Below are 26633 nucleotides of genomic sequence, written 5' to 3'. Positions count from 1 at the left end.
AGCCCGCAGGTATCGTACGGCGTCGGGCAAGGGGGGCCTACTCGTAATAAACGTTTCGCCGCTTCGTCGGCTGTTTTCTACAACAGTTCGACGAAGCGGCGAAGACGAATTCGTTATTTATTACTAAGTCGTCGGTTCCGTGTGCTTATCGCCCGAGTGCTTGTGTTCGCCCTTGTTGTAAGGCGAATCGCCCGACGTGGCGGCTTCGGGAATGTCGGAAGCCTTCTCACCGCCGGCGAGCGACGTATCGATCGCTTCGGTCGTCGGCACTTCCAAAGCGTACTTGGTTTCGTCGAACTTCGCGTTCGCCAAGATCACGTCGATCGTCTTCCGTTCGATGATTTGGTTGTGCAACGTGTCCATCAAGCCCCGCTTTTCCATCTGGGCCCGCACGCGCCGATTGCTCTCGCCGCTTTGTTCGGCGATCAGCCCGATTTCGTCATCGTAGTCCGACGACGAGACGTCGATCTTTTCTTCTTCGGCGATCCGCTCGAGCACGAAATGCTCCTTGAGCGACTTGGCCGTTTGCTCGCGGCTGTTCCGCAGCAACTCGTTGGCGTGAGCGCGAATTTCCGGCTCGCCGAAACCGCTGCGACGCAGCTCCATCACGCTTCGTTCGAACTCCCGGCCCGACTGACGCTTGAGCAAGTCCGGCGGCAAGTCCCAATCGGCCGCGACGGTGAGCGACGACAGAATCTGCTTACGGGCCTGTTGTTGTTGGTGGTATTGCAGCCGACGCTCGAGGCTTTTGCGAACCGTCGAGCGGAGATCGTCTTCGCTCTCGAAATCGCCGAGGGTTTGCAGGAATTCCGGCGTCATGGCCGGCAACTCGACCTTCTTCACTTCGAGCACTTCGAGTTCGACGTTCAGCTTCTTGCCGCGGAGCGTTTCGTTGGCGGCGTTCTCGCTGATCTCGACTTCGGCGGTCTTCTTATCGCCGGCCTTCGTGCCGACGAGCAGCTTATCGAAGCCGTCGAGCTTGGCATCGTGGAACGAGATCGATTTGCGAATGCAGACGCCGTCGTGGGTCGTCTCGCTGACGACTTCGTCGCCGTTCTTCGCCGTGATTCTCAGGTTGACGAAGTCGCCGGCGTCGGCGGTGCCGTCGTGCGGAACGAGCGTCCCTTGCGAGGCCAGCAGCGTCTTAAGCTGCACGTCGACGTCGGCGTCGGTGAATTCGCGCGTCGGGCGCTCGATCTTGAGGCCCTTCCAATTCGGCATATCGAATTCCGGACGGACTTCGATATCGAACTCGAACGTCATGGCCCCTTCTTCGGGGAGCGTCACGGCGAGCGGATCGAACGACGGCTCGCTGATCGGCGAGAGGTCGTTGTCGGTGGAAACCTGCGACAGGCTATCCATCAACAACGAGCCCTTCACCTGATCGGTCACGTCTTTGCGGAAGCGGGTTTCGACGAGTTTGCGCGGGGCGCGGCCTTGGCGGAAGCCCGGCACGGCGGCCTTCGGCATCAAGTCTTTCAGCGCGTTGTCGAAATAGCGCTCGATGTCCGGCCGATCGATGACGACCGTGATGTGGCGCTCGCAAGAACTCTTCTTCGCAATATTGACTTGAAGATCGAGCTTCTTCGGCGTGGTTTCGGCCCCTTCTTCGGCGACGGCGGTTTCGTCCTGATTCGACATGGTGACTCGTGTTCGCAGTTCAAGAAATACTGTTCGAAAAATATGACAGGCGGATGTAAGTAATGTTGTACGGAATCAAAGCCGCATTGTGTAGGGTCGATATTGCTCGGAGCGGCGGAGAAATGAGGCACGCTGCCCGAAACGACTCTCGACGACTCAGATTGAATCCGAACGGGGTTACTACGGCAAGGCACGCACCGGCGGTTCAGGGAAAAATCGAGAGCCCGAAACGGACGTGAGGCGAACGGTCGCCACGGTAGATCCGCTACGACGATGACGACCGGCATTAAAACTGCGAAAAATCCGCAGGAGTGCGATGAGGTGATCAGCCGGCACAACGACAAAACCGGACCGAGAAAACCGCGGGCTCAGCGAGCCGATCGACGGAAGCCGCAATTTCGGAGCTTCGGCAACCGAGGCCGAAAGCTCGGTGCGATTGAGCCGCTAACCGCAGAGAAGAGCGGTGCGTCGATGTCCGCTCAGCAGCGGAGCATGGGAGAAGAATCCCGCCTCAAACGAGGCAAAACCACGACTTTCCAGCCGACCCAAGCAGATTCAGAGCGGGTGATCGGATTCGAACCGACGACAACCACGTTGGCAACGTGGTGCTCTACCAACTGAGCTACACCCGCATACAGACAACCCTTTTCGTCGAAAACCTACGTCGGACTAGCGGAAAATTCCGCGAAATTTTCCAACTACTTGCCGGCGGCGGTGTTCAGCGAGAGACAGATTATAGATGCGGTCCCCGCGGTTGCAAGGGGTGGCCGGGTTGTAGGGTCTTAACGTCTTTCCCGCTGAAAAGTTGCGACGAGCCGATTGCTGGTTATAGTTAAGGTTTGCGGAGTAGATGTGCGGTTTCGTTCTCGACCTAAGCTGCCGTAGTTACCGAGTCGCACATCTGCGGGATCTTTACGCACCACCGATGAGCCCTCGTAGTCGACCAGCCGGCATTCCGGTCGGCCGAGCGGGGCTTGCCGCGCGGTCGGGCTCGTAATTTTCACGCAGAGACTCGCGGTTCACCCACCACGCCTCGTCGGATACCGACTTCGAAATAAGTCGGGGAGTTAAGCAGATGGATGCAAAGCTGGTCGTCATCGGTGGCAAAGCGAACATGGGCGAAGTCAAACTCCGACTTCCCATGACGATCGGCCGAGGTCATAAGGCCGATCTCATCATCTCGCACCCGACGGTCAGTCGCGAACATTGCAAGCTCTCGGAAGTGAAGGGCCATCTCGTCGTGCTCGACAACGGCTCTTCGAACGGTACGTTCGTCGACGGCGATAAGATCGAGAAAGCGACCGTCGTTCGTCCCGGCCAGATTCTGGCGATCGGCCCACTCACGTTCCGCGCCGAATACGACTTGCCGGGCACAGGCAAGAAGCGCAAAGAACCGAAGCCTGAGGAGTCGGGCCTGGCCGAAACGCAAGCGATCGATCGAGGCGAACTCGATATCGACTTCATCCTCGACGACGCCCCGGCCGGCGAAGCGCCGGAACCGAAACAGAAGGCCGCCGGCTCATCGGCCGAACAAACCATCGAAGCGAAGTTGCCCGACGCCGCGAAGAAGCCGATCGCCAAGGCTCCGCTTGCGCCGAAGCAGGCCGACAAGCCGAAAGCACCGAGCGGCGGCGAGACCGACGAAATGGATCTCGACTTCTTGCTCGACGAAGTTCCAGATGCAAAGAAATCTGCCCCGAGCGAACGAGACGCCGGCGAGATCGACTTCAGCGAACTCGGCTTCGACGAACCGAAGGCCAAGAGCGGCGATCAACTGACGACCGACTTCAGTGCCACGTCCGAGAAGACGGTTGATTTCAAAGCCGAAGACGTCGAGCTCGACGAGTCGTTTTTCGAGGAGATTAAGCCCGAGGTAGTTGAAAAAAAAGTTGAGAAGTCCGTAGAAAAGGGGAAGTCGAAACCGGAAGCGAGCGCACCGGCTACCAAAGCACCGGCCGCTAAGATCGAACCGCCGGCTCCGAAGATCGAACCTCCGGCACCGGTTGCGAAGCAGCCGGTCGAAAAGCAGCCGCCTGCCGAAAAACCGAAGAAGAGCGGCGGTCTCGATTTCGATTTCCTTTCCGCCGGCCCCGCCGCTGCCGAACCGTTGGCCGGTCCCGCCAAGGCGGAAGTCGGCTTCGACGATCTCGCCTCGCAGTTCGATTTCACCGGCTCGGCGAAAGCGAAAGTGGCGCCGGAAGAGATCGAATCGAAGAGCGCCGAACTCGAGGCTAAGTCGGAACCGGTTCAGCCTGAATCGGTTCAACCAGAGCCGATCGAAGCTCCCGCGCCTGCGATGGAAAGCGCTGCTTCGCTCGACGACGATCTCGACCTCGACGCGTTCTTGGACGACGTCGCCGAAGCGCCGACCGAAATGGCTCCTGCTGCCGAAGCAGCTGATCAGCAAGAAGTCGAAAACCTCGTAGCGACAGACGAGCAACCGGCACCAGACGAACAAAAACTTTTCGACGACTTCCCGGAAACGCCTTCCGCGGCAGCTTCATCGATCGAAGAATCGGCCGAAGAGCCGGCCCCTTTCGAAGCGCGCGAAGAAGAGCTCGTCTGGGACGAAACACCGTCGCCGGAAGAGATCGCGCTCGACGATGTTCTCGTCGAAGAAACGCTCGCGAAAGAAACGCCGCAGCAACCGGCAGCCGCCGCGCCGTCGCCGGCCGACGTCGACGAGTTTCCGTTCACCGAGCCGGTCGCTCCGCCGACAGTTTCCGAATTGCCCCCGATGCCGGAGATGGCCTCGGCTGCTGAGGTCGAAGAAGCCGATGACATCGTCATGGAAGAGCCGGCTATCGACGAGCCCCCCTTCCACGCAGCGGCCGATGCCGCGGCTGTCGCGCCGGCCGAACGAGCCGAGTCGTTCACGTTCGACGCGCCTCCGGCCGAAGTGCCGGTCTTCGATGCCGCTTCGGAGTCGATGTCGCTCGCCGATGCCGTCGCTGCGGAGCACGAACCGACTTTCGATTTCGATTCGTTAGACGATTCGGCGGCCGAATCTCCCGTCGAAGAACTCAAGGAAGAAGAACTCGAGGAGATTTCCTTAGATCTCGACGAGGTTCCATCGGCCCCTCCGCCGGCCATCGAGCCGATCGAAGCGAAGCAAGAGCCGACGTTCGACTTCTCGAACTTCGATGTGAAGAAGAAGCCGAAGCCGAAGACCTCGGACGAAACGGTCGCCTTCACCGGCCTCGATCTCGACTCGGGCAAGACGGCGGCGAACATCCCCTCGATCCTCAAGCCCGCTCTGCCGGAAGTTGCCAAGCAGGCACCCGCGATCGCGCCGCCGAGCTTCGCCCCTCTGGCCACGGAACCGGTGGCGTTGGAACCGATGAAGTCGACTTCGGCGCCGGCCGATGATTTCGATTTCCTCTCGGGCGAGGCCTCGCCGGCGGCGACTTCCGACGAACCGAAAGCGAACGAGCCGGAAGCCGCAGCCGACATGTTCGCCGATTTCTCTGCGGCTGCTCCGAGTGCCGCAGCGCCGAGCTTCGATCTCGCACCGCCGACGAACTTCGCCGTCGGCCCCATCTCGGCCAAGCAAGACGCCCCGGAGCTAGATGCCGCTGAGTTAGACGTCACCGAGCAGTTCGTCTCTCCGGCAGCGCCCCTGGTGGCGCCGAGCAAGACGACGCCGGCGAAGGCCTCGAAGCCCGCGGTCGCGAAAGTCTCGGTCTTCGACAAAATCAAAATGCTCTTCTCCGGCTCCGCAAAACCGAAAGCGAAGCCGAGCAAGCCTGCGAAGAAGTCGGCGACTGCTGCCGATGCGCCGGTCGTGAATAAACTTCCCGTCGCGCCGCCGAAGCAATCGTTCGACCCGATCCCGCTCGACGATAGCCCGCTACCGATGTTCGACGTGACGGGCCCAAAAACCGGCGGCGCTGCGATCGGACCGATCTTCGACGACCAGGCCGCTTCGGTGGTCACGTCCGGCTGGAAATCGCTCGACGCGCCGATCCCGCTCGACGACGTTTCGCCGGCCGCAGCTCCGGCTTTAGAAACTCCTGACCAGACCGTGGCCTGGGGGGCCGAGAAGCCGAGCGAAGCCACGCCTCCGGAAAATAGTTGGGACCAAGCCGCTGCCGGTGAAGCGGCAGTTAGCGAAGCGGCCCCCGCCGATGCTCCTGTCGAGTCGGCTGCGAGCGACGAATTCGATCTCTTCGCCGGCGACTTCTTTACGGAAGAGCCGAGCGCCGAGGAGCCGAAGCCCGCAGATGCTGTTGCAGAAACAGCTGCCGTAGAAGAACTGGTCGTGAGCGAGCCGGTTGTCGCGGAGCCGGCGGCTACGGAATCGACTGAGGCGAAGTCGGCCGAAGAGAAACCGACCGATGAGGAATGGAACTTCGACGAATGGAGTGCCGAAGCACCGGTTGCCGAGAACCCGGCAGTAGAAGGCCCGGCCGTTGAAAGCCCCATCGTCGAAAGCCCGGCAGCGGAAGCACCGTTTTTTCTGGACGACTTCGCGCCCGCGGTTGAAAAAAAAGTAGACGCTGAGGCCTCGCCCCCCGCTCCCGCAACGGAGAGCGAATCGCCCGGCCTCTTCGATGACTTCACGCTCGCCGAATCGACTTCCGAGTCGAGTGCGGCGGCTGAGCCGACGGCAGCGCCGGATCCGCACGATTGGATGGCGTCGCTCGACCCTGTCGCAGCCGATGCCCTACCGGCCGAGACCGCAGTAGGCGAAGCCGCCCCAGAGGCGAAGGAAGAAGTAGCGGCAGCGAAAGACGAGGATCTCTTCTCCGCTTGGGATTCCGAAGCAGCGCCGGAACCGGCTGCCGACTCGGAATCGCCGGCCGCGAGCGAGTCGCTGGCAGCCGAAGCTGCGTCCGCTCCAAGCGACCCGTGGTCGCAGGAAGTGCCGCTGTCGTCCTCGCCTGAAGCATGGGAACCGGCAGTGCTCGAAGCCGATGCCGAAGTATCCGTCGCCGCAGACTCGGCGATTTCGGATTCAGCGGCTCAAGATTCACCGGCCGGCGACGCGCCCCCTTTTGAGCTGATGGGCCTCGAACCAATCGACGAGGCGGCTCCTGCTGCGGAGGCGCTTGCTCCTGCAGCCCCGTCCGTGCCCGCAGCGCCGCCGGTCTCGAATCGGCAGCGCTCGGTCGATGTCGATCTGCGGCTGAGTTCTTCGTTGCGCTCGTTGACCCGTGTCAGCGTTCGGCCGCCGCGCTTCGACGTCGTCGCGATGGAGCCGGAAACGCCGGCCGGCCGCTCGTTCGAGCCTCGTCCGAAGTCGGCCCCGAGCATCGCCGCCGCGACCGACACGACGGCGACTCCTCCCGTCGACGAAGAGCCGCAGACAAGCTCGCCGGAGAACGATGCGCAATCGAACGATGCGTCGTCGAATGAAACTCTGCAATGGGGCGCTGCGCCGACCTCGGAAGCGGACGCTGCGACCTCGGTGTTTGCTTTCGACGAACCTGCCGGCGATGCCGATCCGTGGGGCATCCCGAAAGCCGAAAGTACGCCGCCGGCCGAGGCCGTGGCTTCCGGCGAAGTCGAGGCATTTTCTTTCGTCGACGAGACAGCCGACGAACCGCTCGATGCGAATGCCAATCCCGAATTAGCCGCCAAGAAGAACGACACCGGCCGCAACGACGGCGAGACCGATCGGACCGTCGCCTATCTCGGTTCGCCGAGTGTGGTCGAAGAGGCCGAGTCGTTCCTCGCCGGGCTCGACGACCCATCGCGAGCGACGCGCGAGCCCGAGTTCGATCTCGACGCGATGTTCGCCGAGACCGAAACGGCGAAGGCGGAAACCGCCCCTTGGCCGACGGACGCCGGCGCTTCGGTAGAAAACGCTGCGCCGAGCGACGTGAAGGACGATGCCAAAGACGAGGCCGAGATGGATCTGAGTTTCCTCTCCCTCTCCGACGACGTCGCGGAGACGACGCCGGTCGAGGAATCGCCGGCCGCCTCGATCGACCCGTCGGCGGAAGTCGCACATGTGCCTTCCGCGGAAATCGATCTTGGTTTCCTCGATCTTGCCTCCGCGCCGAAGAACGACGCGATCGATCTCGGCGTGTTCGGGCTCGAAGCAGCGGAGCCGGTCGCGGAGATGGCTGAGCCGAAGAAAGCGGAGCCTGCGAAAAACGGCACGAAGCCGGTGCCCCAACCGGCAGCGGCTCCGGCTTCACAGAAGAACGACGCCGAACTCGACGACTTCCTTCGCGATCTCGGGATGAACTAAAGCCGCGTCGATGGCGTGACTTCCGCGAAACCGCAAGCGAGGTTGCGGCACGAGGGAAGTCGCGCGTTCTCGATTTTCTTGACCCGACCTTCCGGCGCTCCTACGCTGGCGGGCCTATGCTGCTCTTCAAGAAAAAGTTTCTCGATTCGATTCGCGACGGAAGCAAAACGCAAACCGTCCGGCTCTGGAAGTTTTGCCGCTTCCGCGCCGGCCAGCGCAGCTATATCCCCGGCATCGGCTATATCCGGATCACGCAGATCGATCCGGTCTGCTTGGAAGAGCTGACGGAGGAAGACGCCCGGCTCGACGGCTTCCTCTCGGCCGAGGCGTTGCTGACCGAGATCCGCACGCTGTATGCGGAGCGACTCGATCAAGGTTATCGCGCGTTTCGACTTCGCTTCCACTTGCTCAGCGCCGAAGAAACGGCCATCGAGCTCGCGGCCCGACCGCCGAAGAGGCCGCGCTCGAAAAAGAAATCGCCTACAGAGGCAAGACGCACCGAGCAAGCGGAAGAGTAATCGCTGTCGGGCGAGCCTTCTTCAGAACCGCATCATGTCGGTGAAGCCTTGCGCAATCTCTTGCGGATGCATGCAGGCGATCCAACCGATGCGGCAGAGAATGCCGAGCGCGGCGATCAGCACGCCGAGTCCCCAAGCGTTGGGGGTCGTCTCGACGGAACTCCGCAGTTGCTCTTTCAAGGCCCGTTCGAGCACGCGCCAGCCGGCGTAACTTTGCGGCGTCGCCGTGGCGACGAGCGACACGTTGCGCACCGATGGATGATCGTCGAAATAGAACTCGACGTGCAGCTTCGGCAGAGCCACGCTGCCGCCGGCCCAACGGACATCGGCATCGAGATCGTTCACGGCATCGGCGAGCGCCGGCCGCAGCTGGTCGAGCGTAACGTTGTAGACCACGAGGCGCGGCTTGCTGAGCAACACGCCGAGCGTAAGAAACAAACAGTACAACACCAGCAGCAGCATCCACACATAGCCGGTCACATGGTCCGGCAGCGAAGGCAACAGCAACTCGATCGGGCCGACGAGCAGCAAGCCGATCGTGCCGAGTCCGAGAAACGCCATGTCGCGCGAGCCGGCGACCACCACCGGTCGGCGACGAAAGTTGAGCACCGCCAAGCCGATCATGTAGATCGAAAGGGGCGCGAGCGCCACGCAGAGTCGAAAATAGTCCATCATAAGCAAAGCATCGCAAGGATCGCGGCGCGGGCTCCCCTCGGCCGTGGCGAACGGTGCGAATCGCCGGGGAATCGTGATGCCAGCCAGTCTACGCTGCCGCAACCGGGCGGGTCAATCGACCGCTTCCGCGTCGGGCCCGAGATGTTGCCGGAGTTCGGCGCGAGCTTTTTCCATTTCGGTCGCACTGCGCCGCAATTCTGCGCTCCAATGCCGTCGCGAGGCGATGTAGTCGAGCGTGGCCGACCGTAACAGAGCCAACGCGATCAAGGCCGCTCCGATCCAATCGCTGATGTACGCCAGCGGGTGGCTGCGCGGATCGATCGCTTCTCCCGCCACGACCGCGGCGCCGAGAAAGAGAATCTGAAAACCGATCCGCAAGCGCCGCACCGAGCGCTGCCGCGCGAACGGGCCTGCCGCCGGATCGGCGAGCCCTCGGCGCTCGAAGAACACGAGCCCGATGCCGACGAGCACCAAAGCCACGCCCAAGTAAAACACGACGGACGGCACGACGAAGATCTCGCGATGTGATCACCGCCGAGAAACAAGCGACGGCGGAGCCGCATTATAGGCTCGGGCGGCCGAGAAGGCACGCGCTTGCTACGGCCGGCTCGCGCTAGCGATTCACGTTGGCGCGCAACCATTCGTAAACGACTCGCCCGACCTTCTCCAAGCTGGCGGCGGAGCATTTGTCGGGCGTATCGGCTTCTGTATGCCAGTAGGGATAGTCGAAGTCGATGACGTCGGCCGTGGGAATACGCGCGATCTCGTTCAGCGGCAGATGATCGTCGCGAACGGTCGGGCCGGCGCGCTGCTCGAACTCGCGAACTCCGAGACGCGACGCTGCGCCCCAGACGTCGCCGACGACGTAGCGCGCGAGCTTGACGCTGTTCTGCTCTTGCCGGATCGCGAGGTTCGCGTCGCCGACCATGTCGAGCAAGAGCCCTTGGCGATAGCGATAGCCCGGCGGTTCGGCGCGGTAGTTCGCCGCGAAATGTTCGGAGCCGAGGAAGTAGCGATCGGTCTCGCTGAACACGAGTTCTTCGCCGTCGAAGTAAATGAAGTCGACGCCGTTCTTGCCTCGCAACCCTTGCATGTGTCGCCCGAGCTCCATGAGGAGCGCGGAACTGCTGCCGCCGTCGTTTGCGCCGACGAACGTGCCGCGCGGGTTCACGCGGTCTTGATCGGGAAACGGTCGGGTATCGTAATGCGTGCAGACGAGATAGCGTTCTTTCGCCGTGGGATTCCAGGCGATGATCAAGTTCGACATCTCGACCGGCGTGCCGTCGACCGGATGCCGGACTTGAAACGTCTGTCGTCGGACGTCGGCACCCAAAGCGGTGAAATGCTTGACGATCAACTCTTGCTGCGCGGTCATCGCCTTCGAACCGCTCGGGCGAGGGCCCAAGGCGCAGAGTTCTTCGAGGTGCTTGAAGGCCGCGGCACCGTCGAACGGGATGGCCTCGTATTTGAGAGGCGCAGCGGCAGCCGAATCGGCCGGAGCGATCGACGAGCGGCCGTCGATGAGGGCGATCCCCGCCGCACCCGCCGCGCAAACCACGACGGCGACGAAGGGATACCAGCCGAAACGAGGCAATCTAAACATGAGCACGAGCCGCGGCGAAGTAGTGACGAAACCGGTCTGCTGTCGTTGAAGTTTAGTTGCCGGGCCTGAGACGAGCGATAGCAACTACGCCGGCGACGGGGCATTCGCGTTGGCGCGGCGCATGAAAAAGCCGCTCGTCGCGGGAGACGAGCGGCTTCCGATATCTTCGAATTGCGTCTACTTCGCAATTAGCAGCAGCCGCCCGACTTGCAACGGCGGCGACGGCAGCGAGCTTCGGCAACCTTGGCTTGCGTCGTCACGGCACCGACCGCGGCAACAGCGGCAACGGCCAGCAAAGCACGACGCAAGAACGAACGACGATTACGATCCATATTCCAACTCCTTTAAGCACAAATCGATGCCGCGAAACGGAAACGAGCGGCATCTGGGTTGGCTTACTTTTAGCGTTCGATGAGGCGGTGTCAAACTCCACGCAGTTTACCTAGATATTTGTAATCGTTAGGGTCGTACGCTGGCCGACACAACCCGACGCAGACAGTGACGCAGTTTACCCATACTCCGGCCCTGCGCTCGCCCAGACCTCCGACTCCCTGTACTCGTATGCAACTTCACATTTCGGAGATTTTCGTACCATTCGATAAAAAGCACGCTCCGGCACCACTCCGGCCTGCTGGAGGAAGCGGTTGGCTGCCTCGTTCCGATCGGGCACATCGATCAAGATCTCACGGCCGGCGAACTGCCGAACGGCGAATGCCAGCAGCGCGCGTCCGACCGCCTCGGTGCGCGCGATCACGGGGCCGACCTGAGTCGCTCGGCTCCCCGAGCGCGCGAGCCCGAAGCCGAGCACGGCCGTAACTTCGCGCGGGTCGCTCATCGCCGTCACGGCTGCTTCGGGCAGCCCGTCGCGGAGCGAGGCCAGCAACGATAGACGATCGGCACCGGTCGCAGCCCGATCGAGATCGGCGACTTCGCCCCCGGCGAGTTCCTCGGCGGTCATCGGTCGGAGGGCGACTCCGTCGCCGGCGGATTCGATCGCTTGTGCGATCCCGCGCCGGCGCGTGAGCTGGAACTGCGTCCGGAAGCCGAGTTTCTCATAGACGGGCTGGCCCATCTCCGTGGCATCGAGCCAGATCGACGTCGCGCCGCGTCGCTCCAAGGTTTCGATCGCGTGTTCGAGCAAGGCGTTGGCAATGCCGCGCCGGCGAAAGTCGGGATCGGTCAGGACCATCGCGATCCAGGCGCTACTGCCGGCGACTGCGTCCCCGCCGAAGACCGTCGTCGCCAAGGTTGCGGCCGGCGTGCCGTTCCAGCAGCCGACGAAGCAGCCGGCCGACTCCAGCGCGAGATGCCGGCGCCAATCGGCTTCCGTCTGGTTCCAGCCGGCGAGTTCTTTCAAACGCATGCCGAGCGGGATGTCGGCCGGCGTCAGGATGCGGATGGAAAGCATAGCGACCGTGGAATGAGAGACCCTAGAAGCTCATTTCGCCGCGGACCATCAACGTGTCCGAAGGATCGAGGCCCGGGCTGCCGCTGTTGAACTCGATCGAACGGTCGAACACCCAACCGGCTTCGAAGCGTCCGCTGAAGCCGCGGGGAGCTCGTCGTTCCCAGCCGACCAAGAGCCGGAGGTCGGCATACGTCATCTTATCGGAGATGCCGCCCGGTTGCTCGATGGCCCAAGTGTTGCCGCCATACTCTCCGCCGAGGTAAACCCAATGCTCGATCGTACCGTTCACGAACGGCCGGAAATACGCGCGCGGCCGAGGAAAGATCGCTTCGATGCGGATGTCGCTCGCAGGTTTCCAGATGGCTCCGGCCACCGGAACCGCCGGGAAGTCGCTGCGCCCGGTATAAACGCCGCCGAAGACGATCTGCCAGCGTTCGTTCCAACTCCAAGCGCCGAGTGCTCGGCCCGTCACACGCCAAGCGTCGCTCGTTTTGTTATGACCGTCGCCGTAGTAGCTCGGCGCTACCGAAATATCGATGCCGAGCCTGGGGGTCGCTTGCTTCATGTAGCGGAATTCGATTTCGCCGTCGATCAGATGCGGCGGCACGTCGATCGGCGCCGGCCCGTCGAGGAAGTGCGTCGTGTAACTCGGCGAGACCAAGATCGGCGAACCGGAAATAAACGGCGGCAGGGCGAACGTGAATTGCTTCGTGAGGCTCGTCATGCCGAAGCCGTCGGCACCGATGCGCGGCAGATAGGTTGTGCGAAACAGGCTTTGTTGAAAGATGCCCGTCTTCGCCCCCTCGGGGATGTGCGACGGTCGCCAACTGAACAGCGGCGTCTCCACCGGCGCCATCAGCGGAATCTCCGGCGATGTGAGGGGCGAGGTGGCGTAAGGAGGATTCGGCACATAGTCGCGCTGGTCGACCGAAGGTGGCGCTAAGGCCACGTTGAACGTCGGAGCGAACAGTCGGGGAGTCGCCGGCGAGGCGATCACCGGCGCACGCGGGAGCGGCTTCGGAGTCGTTGTGGTTTCGCCTTGCACCGAGGGAAGATCATAGAGCCGCGCGACCCCCGGCTTGGCGTCTTCGCGAAACGCCGAATGCGTCGGCAACTGCATCGGCGGGCCGGACAATTGCCCGTTCGCTGCGGCACTCATGGCGAGCGCAAGCATGATCGCGACGCAAATTCTTAGACCGACGCATCGCACGGCTTTGCCCGCGCGGCTGCCGTTCGCGAATGTCGCATCTGCAAGGATAGCTGTGCGACAGTCCACCGGTTGAGTCTTCCGAATTAGTAACTGACGCCGGCGCGCAGCATGATGCTGTCGCTCAAGTCGAGTTTAGGAGGACTGTTGAGATAGAGGATTTCGCGATGGAAGACATAGCCGATTTCCGCGTGGCCGCGCAACCGCGGGCCGATCGCTTCGATCCCGAGATAGACGCGGAAGTCGTTGTAGTTGACGACGTCGTGCGAGCCGTTGGCATGCGTGATCGACCACTGACCGCCGCCGTATTCGCCGCCGAGGTAGCCCCACAATTCGTAGGTGCCGTAGTTCGTAATGCGTTGCGAGAGCTTCGGCTGCGGAAAGAGCAGCTCGAACTTCGCGTCGTCGTGCGGCTTCCAAATAAATCCGGCCGCAGGCAAGATTTTGATATCCAACCGATCGAGATAGACGACTCCCAACACCCCTTGCCATTGCGGGTTGAACTGCCAAGTGCCGACACCTCGGCCGAGGATCCGGATGCTCGTGTGGTCGGTGTACGAGAAGTCGGAGTAGACGCCGACGCTCAGCGCGAGATCGGCCCCGAACCGTTCGTTGAACTGCGGCTTCCAACTCAACTGACCGAACGCATCGTACGTGGTGCCCGGCAGATCGCGCGCCGGCGTAGAGCTCGGGCCTTGAAGGAAATGAAAGTTGAAGCCGGGCGTGAACAAGATCGGCGCGATGTTCACGTTGTGGAAAAACGGGAACGCCAACGAAGCCCAAAAGTCGAGATCTTCGATCCCGAAATTATCCGTGCCGTTGCCGCCGCGATTGATCCAGGTGTAGCGCATCCCCAAGTTTTGCACAAGCTTCGTCGAAGGGGCCGACCAATCTTGAAACGGATATCCCAGTTGCGGGTTCGCCGGTTGGTAACCGTAGGGTTGCAGCGCCGGAGGAGGCGTGGCCGCCGAGCCGGGCATCGCGTAAGGATCCCACGCCGGTGTCAGCGAGGGAGCCTGTGTGCCGGGGAGCGGAGCCGAGTAAGGGTTCGTTACCGATGGAGCCGAGTAGGTCGGCGTGGGAGTGGCGGGCGTGAACGAGCTTTGCGGAGCGGCGCTGCTGAACGGACTCGCCGGTGTGGTCGAGGGAAATTGCACGCGCTGTGCCCAGGCGATTGAGGGCAACAGCGACAAGGCAACGACGAACAACCACGGCCACCGGCAACGAGTCGCCGCAGGGGCAATGCGAGGCGTCGAGTTTTTCACGAGCCGTGGCATGGCGAACAAGGGGTTGAGAGACCGCGAGCAACTGAATTTGCGGTAATAAATGAGGATTGGGGCAACTTAATTAGTGGGGCGAAGTTTTTCGGTCAAGATCGAACGACGATCTGCCGACGCGCGCGAGCCGCAAAATGGCCGGCTGGCCGAGAGTGCTTCAGCACCGACAACGAGCTCTAGAGATTGCCAAGCGTGCCGTTTTCGCTACGATAGCACTCGCGTGCCGGCAACTCGATTCGCTCCGCCGGCCATTACGGAACGCAACCCGAACCGGAGAGCAAGGATGACGACCGATCAACTCGCCTCAAACACCAGCAACCCTTCCGCTCAGGCCTCGGCCGACGAGATGCACGCCCGCAAGAAGGTGATTCGCGAACAGGCCCATGCGGCCCGGGGTGCGCTGGAAAACAAGGACGAGTTGAGCCGCGGAATCTGCGAGAAGTTCGTCGCTTTGCCCGAGTATGCAGCCGCGAAGACCGTGATGTACTACGTCGATGTGCGCAGCGAAGTCCGCACGCGGCACTACCTCGCCACGGCCCTGACGCACGGCAAGCGGATCGTCGTGCCGTGGTGCCGCGAAGACGGCATGCTCGACCTCTTCCTCTTGGAAGATATGAACGAGTTGGCGATCGGCATGTATAAGATTCTCGAGCCTCGGGCCGACCTCCGCGATCTGCCGGCGAAGAAGATTCGCCCTGAAGAGCTCGACCTGATCATGGTGCCGGGCGTGGCGTTCGACGCCCGCGGCGCTCGCACCGGTCACGGCTTCGGCTACTACGACAAGCTGCTCGAACACTCGCGCATGGACTGCCCGCTCGTCGCGCTGGCGTTCGAGTGCCAGATGTTCCCCGAGATCCCGACCGCCGCGCACGACATCTATATGGACAAGATCATCACGGAAGCGACGATCTACAACCGCCAAATGCCGACCCGCAACGGGTAAGCGTCCGGCATCGAAGCGTTGGCGGATGGTCGACTCCACCGACCACCGACCACCGACCACTGACCACCGACCACTTTCTCTGGCCCCTTCTCCCATGCCGGTCGATCCTGCTCGCTTCGCATCCCTCGTCGACGACACCTACGCCGAGGCGTTCCGCAGCATCTACGCCGAGGTGTTGATCACGGCCCGCGATCGGACGTGGCTCGACCATGCCGTGCAAGCGGCGACGGGGAACGCCTCGAGCACGATCCTCTGCGATTGCGAGGCGGGCTTGGATCGCTACGTCGGGCCCGGCGGCGATGAATCGTTTAACACTCCCGACGGCCGGCCCGGCGCGATCGTGCAGTTCCATGTGCCGCGGTTTCATAAAGACCGCGCTGCGCGCTTGGAGCGTTCGCTGTTGGTGCGGCTGAGCCAGAACGTGCTTACGTGCCCGACGACGGCCTGCTTCAATTTGGTGGAGACCGCGCCGGAGTCGACGGAGTATTTCAAGCTCGGTCGCAAGATCGCTTACTTCGGCGACCACCATCAGTTTCGCGACGTGCGCCACGGCCGGCCGGTATGGGTCGTGCCGATTCTCGGCGGCGAGTTTGCGCTCGACCGTCGCTTCGGCTATCGCGACGGCTTGATGGGAGGCAACCTCTGGTTCCTCGGCAGCTCCGTCGACGCAGCGCTCGAAGCGGCTTGCCGCGGGCGCGATGCGGCGGCGCGGACGCCGGGCATTATCCAACCCTTCCCCGGCGGTGTCGCCGGAAGCGGCTCGAAGGCCGGCAGCAGCTATAAGTTTACGATCGCCAGTACCTACGCGGAATTCTGCCCGACCTTGCGCGAGAAGCTCGGCGAGAAGTCGAAGCTGCCGCCGGGCGTGGCTTCGGTCATGGAGATCATCCTCAACGGTCGCGACCTACCGACGATTTGCGCTGCGACCCACGCAGCCGTCGAGGCCGCGCTCGATGTGCCGGGCCTCGTAAAAATATCGGCCGGCAACTACGGCGGCCGGCTCGGCAAGAGCTTCATCTATCTGCATCCCGAGAAGCAGCCGGTCCCTGCTTAGTGCCGCTGCGGCTTAGTCCCCGGTCGCTGCCCTGCGCATGTCTTTCGATCTCGATCCATCTCGCTTGCGGTTGCCGACGTTCATCGCCGAAGTCGACTACGCGCGCACCGTCGACTCGACGAACGACGTCGCGCGTCGTCGTGCCGGGGACCTTCATAAAGACGTCGGCTTGCTCGCGATCGCCGAAGAGCAAACGGCCGGCCGCGGGCGCGGCAGCAACCGTTGGTGGACCGGCGCGGGGAGCCTGGCGTGGAGCTTGCTCATCGATCCGGCGCGGTTCGGCATCGCGCAGCGCTATGCGAGCATGGTGCCGCTGGCCGCGGCGACGGCGCTCGTAGAAGTCGTGACGCGGCATCTGCCGAGTCCCGCCGTCGGTATCCATTGGCCGAACGACGTTTATCTCGGCCCGCGCAAGCTCGCGGGCATTCTCGTCGAAGCGCTCGGCGACGGGCGCCAGATCGTCGGCATCGGCTTGAACGTGAACAACTCCGTCGCCGCCGCTCCGCCCGAAGTCGCGGCGATCGTCGCTTCGCTCGCGGACGAAGTCGGCGCACCGCTCGATCGAACCGATCTCTTGTCGGAATTGCTCGAGGCACTCGGCACGGCCTTCGCCGATCTCGGCCGGCAGCGCGAAGACTTAGCGACCCTCGCCGACGAACTCTGCACGCAACGTGGTTCGTCGCTGACCCTCACCATCGGCGACGAGCGGGTGACCGGCCTCTGCACGGGCATCGCTCCCGACGGCGCTCTGGTGCTCGAAACACCCACCGGCCGACGCACGATCTACTCCGGCATCGTAGTCCGCTAAAATCGTCGTCCGCTAAAGTAGTAGGCACGTTCCACGTGCCGTAACCACGAACGATTTAGTATCGCCAAGCCGGATCGAGCCGCACTCTTAATAAGTAACAAGCGGAGCGCGAACCAATGTCGCAGCGCGCTTCGATGTGGCAGGTGGCTACGGCACGTGGAACGTGCCTGCTACTTTAGCCGCGCTTCTTCTTCTGAATCGGCTTCGGCCGGCGCTTCACCCCTTGCGCTCCGAGCTTCGCGATCGGCTTCGGCGGCTCTTTCGCATTGAGCTCTTCCTTGCGCTTCAGGCCGAGCTTGTATTGCGGCGGAGCGGCTGCCGGCGGTGTCGCGGTTGCCGGAGCAGGGCTCGTCTTCGCTGCCGAAGATGACGTCGACGGAGAGGGCCTTGAGGAAAAGGACCTTGAAGCGTTCGAGCCCGGCGTCGGATGCGCAAGCGTTCGTGTCGACTTAGGGACCGGCACCGGCATTTTCTTCTTCGCGGCGAAAATCTCCTTCGACTTCGACGGCCGCGCGGCAGGCTTCGATTCACCTTGATCGCGATTGTTCCAGTCGAGTTGTTCTTGCGTCAGTTCGTCTTGTTCGCCGGTAATGGGTTCCAAGTGAGTTCGTTCCTTCTTAGTTCGTTTATGTTCTTGGTTCGACTTCCGCGGCGCCCCCTCGGGCCGCCCCTCCGCTTGCGGTTTCGCGGCAACCTTCGCGACAACCACATCGCCGCTCCCGGCCCCCACGACGCTCTTCGCAATCTTCGCGAGCTTGCGCGTGGCTCGCTCTTCGAGTTTCTCAAGCGGAGCGGGCGCCCCTTTTCGTTCGGCGGCGAGGCAAAACTCGCGACGGTTGTGTTGCAACTGCCGACAGTGAACCTTGCCGAACCCCCAACTCTGTACGCGCGACACGTATTCCGCCGCGTCGTCGGCTTGTTCCCAGTCGAGCAGCTTGAGCGTCAGCAGCATCCCTTCGATGTGGACGTCGGGATGCGTCACGATCGCTTCGACCGTGTCGAGCGTGTAGTTCGGCGCGACGTTCATGTCCGTCATCAACCACTTCACGCCGGAGAACTCGCGGCGCTTCACATCGCTGCCGCGCATCCGCAAATGGCGAAAGTTCGGATGCCCGGCGACGTAAGCGTCCATCTCGGCCGGATCGATCCCGGTGACCAACAGCCCCCGATTCAAGAGCGCTTGGCAAGCTCCGCCCGGCGCGCAGCCGATCTCGGCCGCATGGTCGTCCGGCTCGACGGGCAAACCGCTCCAAGCCAGCCCTTCTTCGAGCTTCAAGTAGGCCCGCGAGACGGCGTCGTCGGGCAGCCCGATCTCTTCGAAGATGCCGCCGGGCCGGCGCGTCGGCAAGCCGTCGGCTCGATGAAACCCGACCCACCACAGGTTCGCGTCGACTAGGACGACATCGAGAACCCGATCTCCCTTTTGCGTCGGCTGCTTGGTCTTCAACGCGGCGAACTGCTCGGGCGCGGCGGCGCGAATCGCTAGGTCGGCGGCATACGACTCGGCCGTCTGCGCGACTTCGAAATCGTGCTGGCCCGGCGCGAAGCGATCGCGCGGCCACACGTGCAACGCTTCGAACTCGCGCCCGGCGGCGAGCTTCCACACTTCTTCGGCCGGCGCGACGAGCGTCGGTGCGAGCGACGCCGTGCAGACGAACGACTCCGGCACCGCGACCTTGCCGAGCGAGAAACCGTAGGCCCGCGCGAAGATCGCCTTCAGATCGAAATCGTCTTTCAAGCCATGCTTTTCCGGAAGCTTGAACGTCAGGAAGCCGGGTCGCGAATAAGCGAAACGAAACGACGGGCGATACTTCGCCAACTCGCGCTTCAGCGCCGGCTCGGCGCCGACTTGGCAGGTGATGAAGAGAAACTGACTTTGCTCGGGCATAACTCGAAACCATTCTCGGGCCGCCTGCTAATGAGGCGGCGCGCGTAGGGTGCTGCGATCGATGATGGTGCTGTGCTTAAGGGCCGCGCGGAATCCGCTTGAGCGTGTAAAACGCTTCCGCCGGAAAGAACGGTTCGCCGGCCGGCGCGAGGCTTCGCAGGTGGAATTCGTATACGAAGCCCTGCTTCATCTTATCAAGCGTGAGGCGAACTTGGCGACCGTCGTCCGAGGTGATCGCCGATTTCACGCGCACCGCTTCCCGCTCGACGTCGTTTCCGCCGTATTGCGGGGTCGAAATCCTGCGAAACGATTCCACGGTATACGCCGACGCCTCGCTCGCCGCCGCTCGCTCGACCGGCTGCGTGAAGCGTAGCGTGAAGCCGTCGGCCTGGGCCGAGATCGAGGCCAGCCCGGCCGGCAGCTTGCCATGGGGCCGCAGGCGCACGATCGAACCGGTGTTCCGCCCGCCTCCCCAACCGCTGTCCTGCAAGTTGCCGACGTAGAGGTCGCCGCTCGGCGCGACTTCGCAAACCGTCGGACCCTCGAACGTCGGCTGTTTTTCCTTCGGCCCGGTCTCTTGGGGAGAGGCACTGAACGGAAACGCGGCTCCTTGATACGTGCCGTCGATCTTTTCCAGCGCCATCCGATAGAGCGCGCGGTAGTTGTATTCGCAGCCGATCAAGTGCCCCTCGAACTCGCCGAACAAGTTTTCAGCGCGACCTTCGCGACGGAGCTTCTCGCGCACCGCCGGCGGCGTGTCGAGAAAGCAAATGCCGTTCACGCTGCGGGTCCACGGATGCGGCAACTCGACGGCCGGCGTCTCCACCGGCGGCGCGAAGCCCGGCTGCGATTCCAGCTTGTTGATGAATCCATAGCGAGCGCCGGGCGTCAGGTGGTTGATCTCGTTGAACGGGTTGTAGTTTCCTTGGTTGTCGCTGGCGAAGAGGTCCCCCGCGCGGTTAACGGCCAAGCCCATCGGAAAGCGCAGGCCCCCGCAAAACGGCTCGATCTTAAAGCGCCGCGGATCATCCTTCGTCGGCGTGCGCGGTAGTAGCCGGAGCCCTTGCCCGCGGAGCGCCGCTTTCTTCGGATCGCGCTCGTCTTGTTGGCACGGCAGCGCCACGTAGTACCCGCCGCCGGGAATCTTCGGCAGCCCGACGGCCCAGTCATGGTAGTCGTCGGTATGCCCCCAACCGGAGGCGACGACTTCGATCCGCTCGCGATAGCCGTCGCCGTCGTCGTCGTCGTCGTGCAAGCGAACGAGGCCGAACTTGTTGACGACGTCGAGCACTTCCTTCCCGTCTTGCTCGGCAACGGCGATCCCATACGGCGCGGCGAGATCATCGCTCACGGGGCGGAGCGTGTCTTCGAGCCCGTCGCCGTTCGTATCGCGCGCTTCGACCACGCGCCCTTTGAGCGACGTGAATACCAGCGTGCCGTCCTTCTTCCACGCGAGCCCCGTCGGCATCTCGGCGACCGTGAGCGGAAGCTGCACCGCTTCATAGCCGGGCACGACTTCGAGCTTCACGACGGGCGGAGCCGTCGCCGGCGGAACTTCGTTCGGAAACGAGTCGAGCGGGAGATCGACGAGATAGTCGACGACGATGCGGGCGATCTTTTCTTCGCCGCGCTGCGCTTCCACCGAAGTCAGATACGCGTTCCGTTTCGAGCCGGCGGCGCGGGTCCGATCGACGATCCTCGGCGAGCCCACCCGATTTTGAGTTTCTTCAAGGATCAGAGGAAGATCCGCCAGCGAGCTCACGGCCGACGAACCGACGATTTCGATCGTGCGGCGAAAGCCACTCGTCTTCGCCGACTTGGGATCGCTCGGCAGCGGCTCGAACGTTTGACGCACGCGCAGCGCTCCCTGTTGTCGATCGCCCGACATAGAGCGATAGTCGAACGAGATGCCGCCGGCGGTATGCGTAATCGAATCGAGCTCGCAACTGTTTTGGCTCGATGCGGCCGCGGCGGCCGGCTTACCGATCGTGAAACGCAGGTCGGGCTCGTCGTATTTCGGCGTCCCCTGCAAGTCGACCACCGGCATCCCTCCCGGCTCCCAGTACCAACTCTTTCCTTTGGTTCGTTCGAGCGCCGTGTCGCCGGTCCACCAGGCGGCGAGGCGGTTGTGCTCCAGATCGAAAAGAATGTTGTGCCGGTTCGGCAGGCCGATGACGATCGCGCTGTCGTACGTCGTGCCGTCGACGACGAAGACGTCGGTCAACACGTTGGCGGGTTCTCTAAGGCCGGGCACATTGCGCGAGCGGACGATGCGCACCGGATTCGGCAGCGGCGGCGTGAAACCCGGCTCGTTGAGCACGTTCCACACGGCGGCCAGCTGCTCGTCGACGTCGTCGTGCAACACCCCTTTCACCGGAAGTTGAATCGCCGGCATTTCCATCCGCGGAATAATCCGAGCCGGGTTGCGCACCCAACGATCGAACCACGGCTTGCGCAATCGCGAACCGAGCAGCGTCAGGTCGGTCCCATGCGCCGCGATGTTGACGATGCCGACCGGGTCCGACTTGCCGATCTTATGGCAACTCGTGCAGCCGAAGCCGTCGGAGGTGACGAGCCGGTGCGCGGCAAGTCGCTGTGCGGCGAGTGAGTCGTCCAAATTTGCGATCGTGCTCTCGGCCGGCGCGGGCAATTCGGGAATCCGATCATGGTCGACGAAATGCGCTGCGAGCGCCGCGCGCTCCTCGGCGGTCAGCGTAAACTTCGGCATCCGCACACGGAGCCACGGCCGGAGCGGGTCGCGTTTCAATTCGATCGCGCTCGTCATCGCTTCGGCCGTGAGCTTGTCGCCGACGCCGCTCAGCGACGGCGGCAACAACGCGGCCTGCACGGGCAACAGCTCGGCATCGACGGCCGTGATCTTCGGCGCCTGCTCGGCGATGCCGAAGCCGAGCCCTCGAGCATGACACGCCGTGCAATTGCGCTCGGCAAGCACGAACCGGCCGTCGTACGCAGGCTTCTCATCTGCCGACGGAACGAACGTCGAGAGGTATTCCACGATCGCGGCTCGGCGACGTTCGTCGAGTCGATAGCCGGGCCGATGCCGAGCGACGTCGGGTTCGCCGAAACAAGACTTTTCCCAAGCCTTATGCAAAGGCAATGCATCCGGCACAAGCCGCGCAGCGTCTTTCGGCAAGCGATGGCACGCAGCACACCGCTGCGCCGCGACCAGCGCGCGCCCTTGCGCCACCGGTGAATCATCGATCGCTGCGGGCCGTACGTCGCTTGCGCGTTCGCGAAGCGTAGCCAAATAGGCCCCCAGATCGGCCCGTTCCAATTCCGAAAGCTTGAACACCGGCATCCGATGGTCGGCGTTGATCTTCGCCGGCTCGGCAAGCCAGCGCAAGAAAAACTCCGGGGGCCGCTTCCGCGCGATCGTCGTGAGATCCCCTCCCGAGAAGAGACCGGACGTGCCGAGAGAACCGGCCCCCGATGTATCCGGGCCGATCTTGTGACAAGCTAAGCAGCCCACGCTGCGGGCCAACAACTCGCCGTCGCGAACGGTCGGCTCGGTGCGCGGCTTCGGCTTGCTCTTCTTCGGTTCGTCTTGTCGTCGTGGGTCGGTAGTGATGGGGGGCTTGATCTTGCGTTCGATCGGCTGCGCGACGTTCACTTCCGGCGACTTCTCGGACCCGCTCAAAAGATAAGCCGCGATCGCAAGAGCTTCGCTTTCGCTGAGGCCCGAATAGGGCATGCGCCGCGCGAGCGATGCCGACTCGGCTTCGGTCCGCCCCGAGGCTGCGAGATGAGCGATAAGCCAAGCAGGCTCGATGTTGCCGGAGAGATGCGTGAGTGCGGGTGCGGGAAGCGGAACGCGGCCGGCGGCGATCCTATGGCAGCTCGCGCAGCGCAGCACGCGCACCAAGGCCTGGCCTTCGTCGAACGCGCTTGCCGGCGTTTGCTTCGGGTCGTGAAACAGATGCCGCTCGGGGACCGGTTCGACGGCGAATTGCGGGCCGCTCCAATGCAGCTTGAGCGTCGCATTGCCGGCGGTCTTACGAAACGAAATCTCCAACGGCGTGTGGGCATAGCCGAGCGTAATCGGTTCGCTGACGTGCCACGCCGGCTTCGCGGCCGAGGCATGAAGCAGCGTCTTGCCGCCGAGCTTGAGTTCGAGCTCGCCCCCGCCGACAAATACGTGGAAGCGATACGAGCCCGGCGTCATCGTGAAAAGTTTGCCTTGCCAGGTGGCGGCGAACTCGCCCGGCGCAAGACGTTCGTCCGGCCGATCCTCGCCCCAGACGAATTGCAGATCGAGATCGACGCGCCGGGCCGAGCGTTCCACTGTGCGAGCGGTTTGCCGATATTCCGCGATCAGGCCGGCGGCGTACTTCGGCTCGTCGTCGTCTTCCTCGTCGGCCGCGAAGCAAGGCGACGACGCGGCAGCGAAGCTCAGCAGCATGAACAACGCCCACGGAAATCGGCGCTGGGCAGATCGGCCGACGGTGTGAAGCGTGCGTGTCATCGGCCGCGGTATCCGCCTCGACTACTTGCGCTGCAACAGAAACGCCAACAGATCGGCCACCTTTTGCGGCGGCAGATCTTTCTCCAAGCCTTCGGGCATAAACGATTTCGCCGAACTGCGGAACGATTCCAAGCCGTTGCGCAGGAGCGACTGCCGTTTGCCGTCGGCGAGCGCGAGCGTGATCTCGTTCGACGTCTCGGCGGCGAGCACGCCGGTGTACGTCAGGCCTGCATCGGTCTCGGCCGTGTAGGCGACGTACTTCGACTCGACGGCCCGATTCGGATCAAACAAGGAAATGAGCATCGTCGCCGGAGAGTTGTCGGTGATCGCCATGAGGTCGGGCCCGATCGCGTGGCCGAGATCGCCGAGCTTGTGGCAGTTCGCACACGATTTCACGAACACCTCGCGACCGCGCGCCGCATCGCCGACGAGGCTCAATGCCGCTTGGTATCCATCGACGACCCGCTTGCGATCGGCATTGAAGTCGGATTGCAGCGCCGCTTTCGCTTGCTGGCGCAGCTCCGCCGATTTGTGGTTCAACAACGCTTGTGTTCGAGCGACCCCGATCTCGGCCGGTGAGATTCGCTTAGCGGCGACCGCCGCCACGAGCAACTCGGCGCAAGTAGCGCGCGACAAACAGACGTCGAGCGTTTGCGATCTGCGCGCCGGGCTAAAGCCGTTCCACGCGGCGAGCAGCATTTCGACGGCAGCTCGATCGGAATACCGCTCGCAAGCCGCGACGGCACCGGCTTGCAATTCGTCGGGCACTTTCGGCGAGAGCAACTTGGCGAGCAAGGCGAATTCTTCTTGCGCATAAGGAGCGTCGTAGCCGAAGAGTTCGAGCGCCGTCGCACGGTCGGAGAGTTTCGCTTTCTCGTCGCCGACCGAGGCGCGTGCCGAAGCGATGAAGGTGCGAAAGTCGTCGACCGTGCGGCGCAAGCTGAGAGAGTGATGCAGGCGCGCGAGGTTAAGTTGATGGCGCGAGAGGCCCTTGAGCACCACGACCGCGGCTGCGCTGCGTTCCCCCGTCGGGCTCCGATCGGCGAGCGTCAGGAGGCGCCGCAAGCCGACGGTGTCTTCGTACGCCGCGGCAACATCGATGCAATTCGCGATCGGAATCGCCGGCTTAGGAATTTCCAATGTCGAAAGGGCCTTGCAAACGTCGGCGATATTCAACTTATGGAGCGAGCTCTTCGCGGCCGCCGCGGTGGTGTCGTCGGTGCAGAGTAGTTGCGGCGAAAAGCTTGTCGTCGAGCAATGCTTGTTCGTTCGTGACGAGGCTGATCGCCAAGCGGCGAACGCCCGGATGTTCGTCGGCCAGCGCTTTGCGAAGCACGATCGTGTCGAGCTCGTCGTTTAAGAGCGCGAGCGTGGCGAGCGCGTGTAGCCGCGCCGTCGGGCGCGATGATTCGTTCACGAGCTTGATCAGCGAGTCGACGGCCCGGCCCGTCTCGAACGACCGTTCTTTCTGATTGCCGCAGCGTTCGACGAGCAGTTGTTGCGCCATGTCGCGCACCGTGCCGTTGGAGCTTTCGAGCTTAGCGACGAGCTCTACCGGCGTGAGCGTGTCGAGCTTCGGGATCGGCCAGGGCTTCAAGCCTTTCGAGAAGATCCGATAGATCCGACCCTTGTCGCTTCCCGCGCGAAGGTCGAGCTTGGCTTGCCATTCTTTCGAGATCCATTCCGGATGCTCGATCACAAGACGATACATATCGGCGACCCACAGCGCGCCATCGGGCCCCGTGCGAACCATCGAGGGGCGGAACCAGTTGTCGGTCGAGGAGAGGAACTCGCTGCGCTGTTCGTCGTCGGCCCGCCGGCTCGTAAACGTCGCTCCCTTGGGTTGCACGATCTCGCGGTGAATCAGATTGTGGACCGGTTCGCAGACGAACGAGTTGCCTTGAAATTCCGGGCCGAGCAATTCGTCGCGATAGAAGGTCGCGCTGCAGGCCGACGTAATACGGTTCGCGCTGTGCAACTCGTTGAAGCGAGTCACGGTTTTGCTGCTCGGGAAAACTTCGCTCGCGCCGGGCGTAACCGAAACATCGCGCTGCACGGCCGGATAGCTGGCATGCGGGTTGCGGCGCAGATACTTTTCTTCCAGCACGAAGTGGAAGAGCGGGTTGGCGTTGGAGCTGCCGAACCAGTTGCCCCAGTCGTCCATTTCGCGCAAGCATTGCGACCGGCCGGCCAACGGTTCGACCGCACCGGTGTCGGGATGGATGCGGAAGTCGCGCGCGCCGATCGCGATCTTCTCCTTCGTGCGCAGCGCTTCGATCGCGGTATGCGTGCCGCCGTTGGCGCAGTGGACCCAGCCGTCGAGCCCGAGCCGTAGGCCGTTGGCGAGGTGCTGCGGATTGCCGACCGTGATGCCTGTGTACAGCGTCTCGCGTTTATCGGCCCGGCCGTCGCCATCGGTATCGGTAGCAAGAAATATCTCGGGCACGGCACAGACGAGCACCCCCTTGCGCCACGGCAAAAGGGCTGTGGGATACGAGAGACCGTCGAGGAAGATCGTGGCGCGGTCGTAGCGGCCGTCGCCGTCGTCGTCTTCGAGAAATTTAACGCGACCGCCGGGCGAACCCTTGCCGTCGAGGCCGCGCGGATAGTCGCACATCTCGACGACCCACAGCTTCCCGTCGGCTCCCCAAGCGAAGGCGACCGGATCGACGACCAGCGGCTCGGCCGCGACCAACTCGATCTCCAAACCGGGCCGTAGGACCATCGACTTGAGCGCCTCTTCCGGCGAGAGGGGCTGCGAGGCGAGCGTGTCGTTCGCCGTCGGCTTCGCCAGATCGACGGCCGGCGCGAGCCGCGCGAACGCCGAGAGCAACGTGAGCGACAACAACGTAGCGATGCGGAGACGTGGCAGCATGGCAGCATCCGGGCGACGGCGAGAAGAACGGCAACGCATTCTACCCTCGCGCCC

17 protein-coding genes and 1 tRNA gene are annotated in these 26633 nt (G+C 63.1%); 5 read left to right on the top strand and 13 right to left on the bottom strand.

All coding sequences use genetic code 11. The features are described 5' to 3' along the window. Positions 1-123: 123 nt before the first annotated feature. Both tig and K8U03_23395 read right to left on the bottom strand, forming a co-directional pair. Positions 124-1641, bottom strand: coding sequence for a trigger factor (gene tig, locus K8U03_23400; GenBank protein ID MCE9607843.1), 1518 nt, complete (start codon positions 1639-1641; stop codon positions 124-126). A 559-nt stretch (positions 1642-2200) separates the two neighbouring features. Beyond that, a tRNA-Gly gene (locus K8U03_23395) sits at positions 2201-2273 on the bottom strand. Positions 2274-2716: 443 nt separating this feature from the next. Between K8U03_23395 and K8U03_23390 the strand changes: the two genes are divergently transcribed. Both K8U03_23390 and K8U03_23385 read left to right on the top strand, forming a co-directional pair. Beyond that, positions 2717-7840, top strand: coding sequence for an FHA domain-containing protein (locus K8U03_23390; protein ID MCE9607842.1), 5124 nt, complete (start codon positions 2717-2719; stop codon positions 7838-7840). A 116-nt stretch (positions 7841-7956) separates the two neighbouring features. Then, the gene (locus K8U03_23385) at positions 7957-8358 is read left to right on the top strand and encodes an ASCH domain-containing protein (protein MCE9607841.1); all 402 of its coding nucleotides are present in this window, start codon (positions 7957-7959) and stop codon (positions 8356-8358) included. A gap of 21 nt (positions 8359-8379) precedes the next feature. Here K8U03_23385 and K8U03_23380 read toward each other — a convergent pair whose 3' ends face one another. The 7 genes from K8U03_23380 to K8U03_23350 form a co-directional block, all read right to left on the bottom strand. After that, positions 8380-9033 carry a hypothetical protein gene (locus K8U03_23380; protein ID MCE9607840.1) on the bottom strand — a complete coding sequence of 218 codons (654 nt, stop codon included), beginning with the start codon at positions 9031-9033 and terminating at the stop codon, positions 8380-8382. A 111-nt stretch (positions 9034-9144) separates the two neighbouring features. Continuing rightward, the gene (locus tag K8U03_23375) at positions 9145-9540 is read right to left on the bottom strand and encodes a hypothetical protein (GenBank protein MCE9607839.1); all 396 of its coding nucleotides are present in this window, start codon (positions 9538-9540) and stop codon (positions 9145-9147) included. Between the two features lie 106 nt (positions 9541-9646). Beyond that, a complete protein-coding gene (locus K8U03_23370) occupies positions 9647-10636 on the bottom strand; it encodes a M28 family peptidase (protein MCE9607838.1) in 990 nt (329 codons plus the stop codon). 188 nt (positions 10637-10824) lie between these two features. After that, a complete protein-coding gene (locus K8U03_23365; GenBank protein ID MCE9607837.1) occupies positions 10825-10968 on the bottom strand; it encodes a twin-arginine translocation signal domain-containing protein in 144 nt (47 codons plus the stop codon). Positions 10969-11144: 176 nt separating this feature from the next. Further along, on the bottom strand, positions 11145-12044 hold the full coding sequence (locus K8U03_23360) for a GNAT family N-acetyltransferase (GenBank protein ID MCE9607836.1): 900 nt from the start codon (positions 12042-12044) through the stop codon (positions 11145-11147). A 22-nt stretch (positions 12045-12066) separates the two neighbouring features. Next, a complete protein-coding gene (locus K8U03_23355) occupies positions 12067-13203 on the bottom strand; it encodes a hypothetical protein (GenBank protein ID MCE9607835.1) in 1137 nt (378 codons plus the stop codon). A 134-nt stretch (positions 13204-13337) separates the two neighbouring features. Beyond that, positions 13338-14528, bottom strand: a complete 1191-nt coding sequence (locus tag K8U03_23350) for a DUF6268 family outer membrane beta-barrel protein (protein MCE9607834.1) — start codon at positions 14526-14528, stop codon at positions 13338-13340. A 283-nt stretch (positions 14529-14811) separates the two neighbouring features. Between K8U03_23350 and K8U03_23345 the strand changes: the two genes are divergently transcribed. The 3 genes from K8U03_23345 to K8U03_23335 all read left to right on the top strand — a co-directional run bounded on the left by K8U03_23345 (position 14812) and on the right by K8U03_23335 (position 17333). Further along, on the top strand, positions 14812-15471 hold the full coding sequence (locus K8U03_23345) for a 5-formyltetrahydrofolate cyclo-ligase (GenBank protein MCE9607833.1): 660 nt from the start codon (positions 14812-14814) through the stop codon (positions 15469-15471). Positions 15472-15565: 94 nt separating this feature from the next. Next, entirely contained in the window at positions 15566-16525 is a 960-nt protein-coding gene (gene fhcD, locus K8U03_23340) for a formylmethanofuran--tetrahydromethanopterin N-formyltransferase (protein ID MCE9607832.1), read from the top strand. Positions 16526-16562: 37 nt separating this feature from the next. Beyond that, the gene (locus K8U03_23335; GenBank protein ID MCE9607831.1) at positions 16563-17333 is read left to right on the top strand and encodes a biotin--[acetyl-CoA-carboxylase] ligase; all 771 of its coding nucleotides are present in this window, start codon (positions 16563-16565) and stop codon (positions 17331-17333) included. A 175-nt stretch (positions 17334-17508) separates the two neighbouring features. Here the strand turns inward: K8U03_23335 and K8U03_23330 are convergent, their stop codons facing one another. The 4 genes from K8U03_23330 to K8U03_23315 form a co-directional block, all read right to left on the bottom strand. Beyond that, positions 17509-19221 (bottom strand): hypothetical protein, encoded by a 1713-nt coding sequence (locus K8U03_23330; protein MCE9607830.1) that lies wholly within the window; start codon positions 19219-19221, stop codon positions 17509-17511. Positions 19222-19297: 76 nt separating this feature from the next. After that, positions 19298-23704, bottom strand: a complete 4407-nt coding sequence (locus K8U03_23325; GenBank protein MCE9607829.1) for a c-type cytochrome — start codon at positions 23702-23704, stop codon at positions 19298-19300. A 21-nt stretch (positions 23705-23725) separates the two neighbouring features. Beyond that, positions 23726-24880, bottom strand: a complete 1155-nt coding sequence (locus tag K8U03_23320; protein ID MCE9607828.1) for a c-type cytochrome — start codon at positions 24878-24880, stop codon at positions 23726-23728. Between the two features lies 1 nt (position 24881). Next, positions 24882-26579 (bottom strand): hypothetical protein, encoded by a 1698-nt coding sequence (locus K8U03_23315; GenBank protein MCE9607827.1) that lies wholly within the window; start codon positions 26577-26579, stop codon positions 24882-24884. Between the last annotated feature and the right edge of the window lie 54 nt (positions 26580-26633).

The organism is Planctomycetia bacterium, from assembly GCA_021413845.1.
In the GTDB taxonomy this organism is placed as follows: Bacteria; Planctomycetota; Planctomycetia; order Pirellulales; family PNKZ01; genus PNKZ01.
The sequence above is the reverse complement of the archived record's forward strand: the minus strand, read 5'-3'. Positions and strand labels throughout refer to the sequence as shown.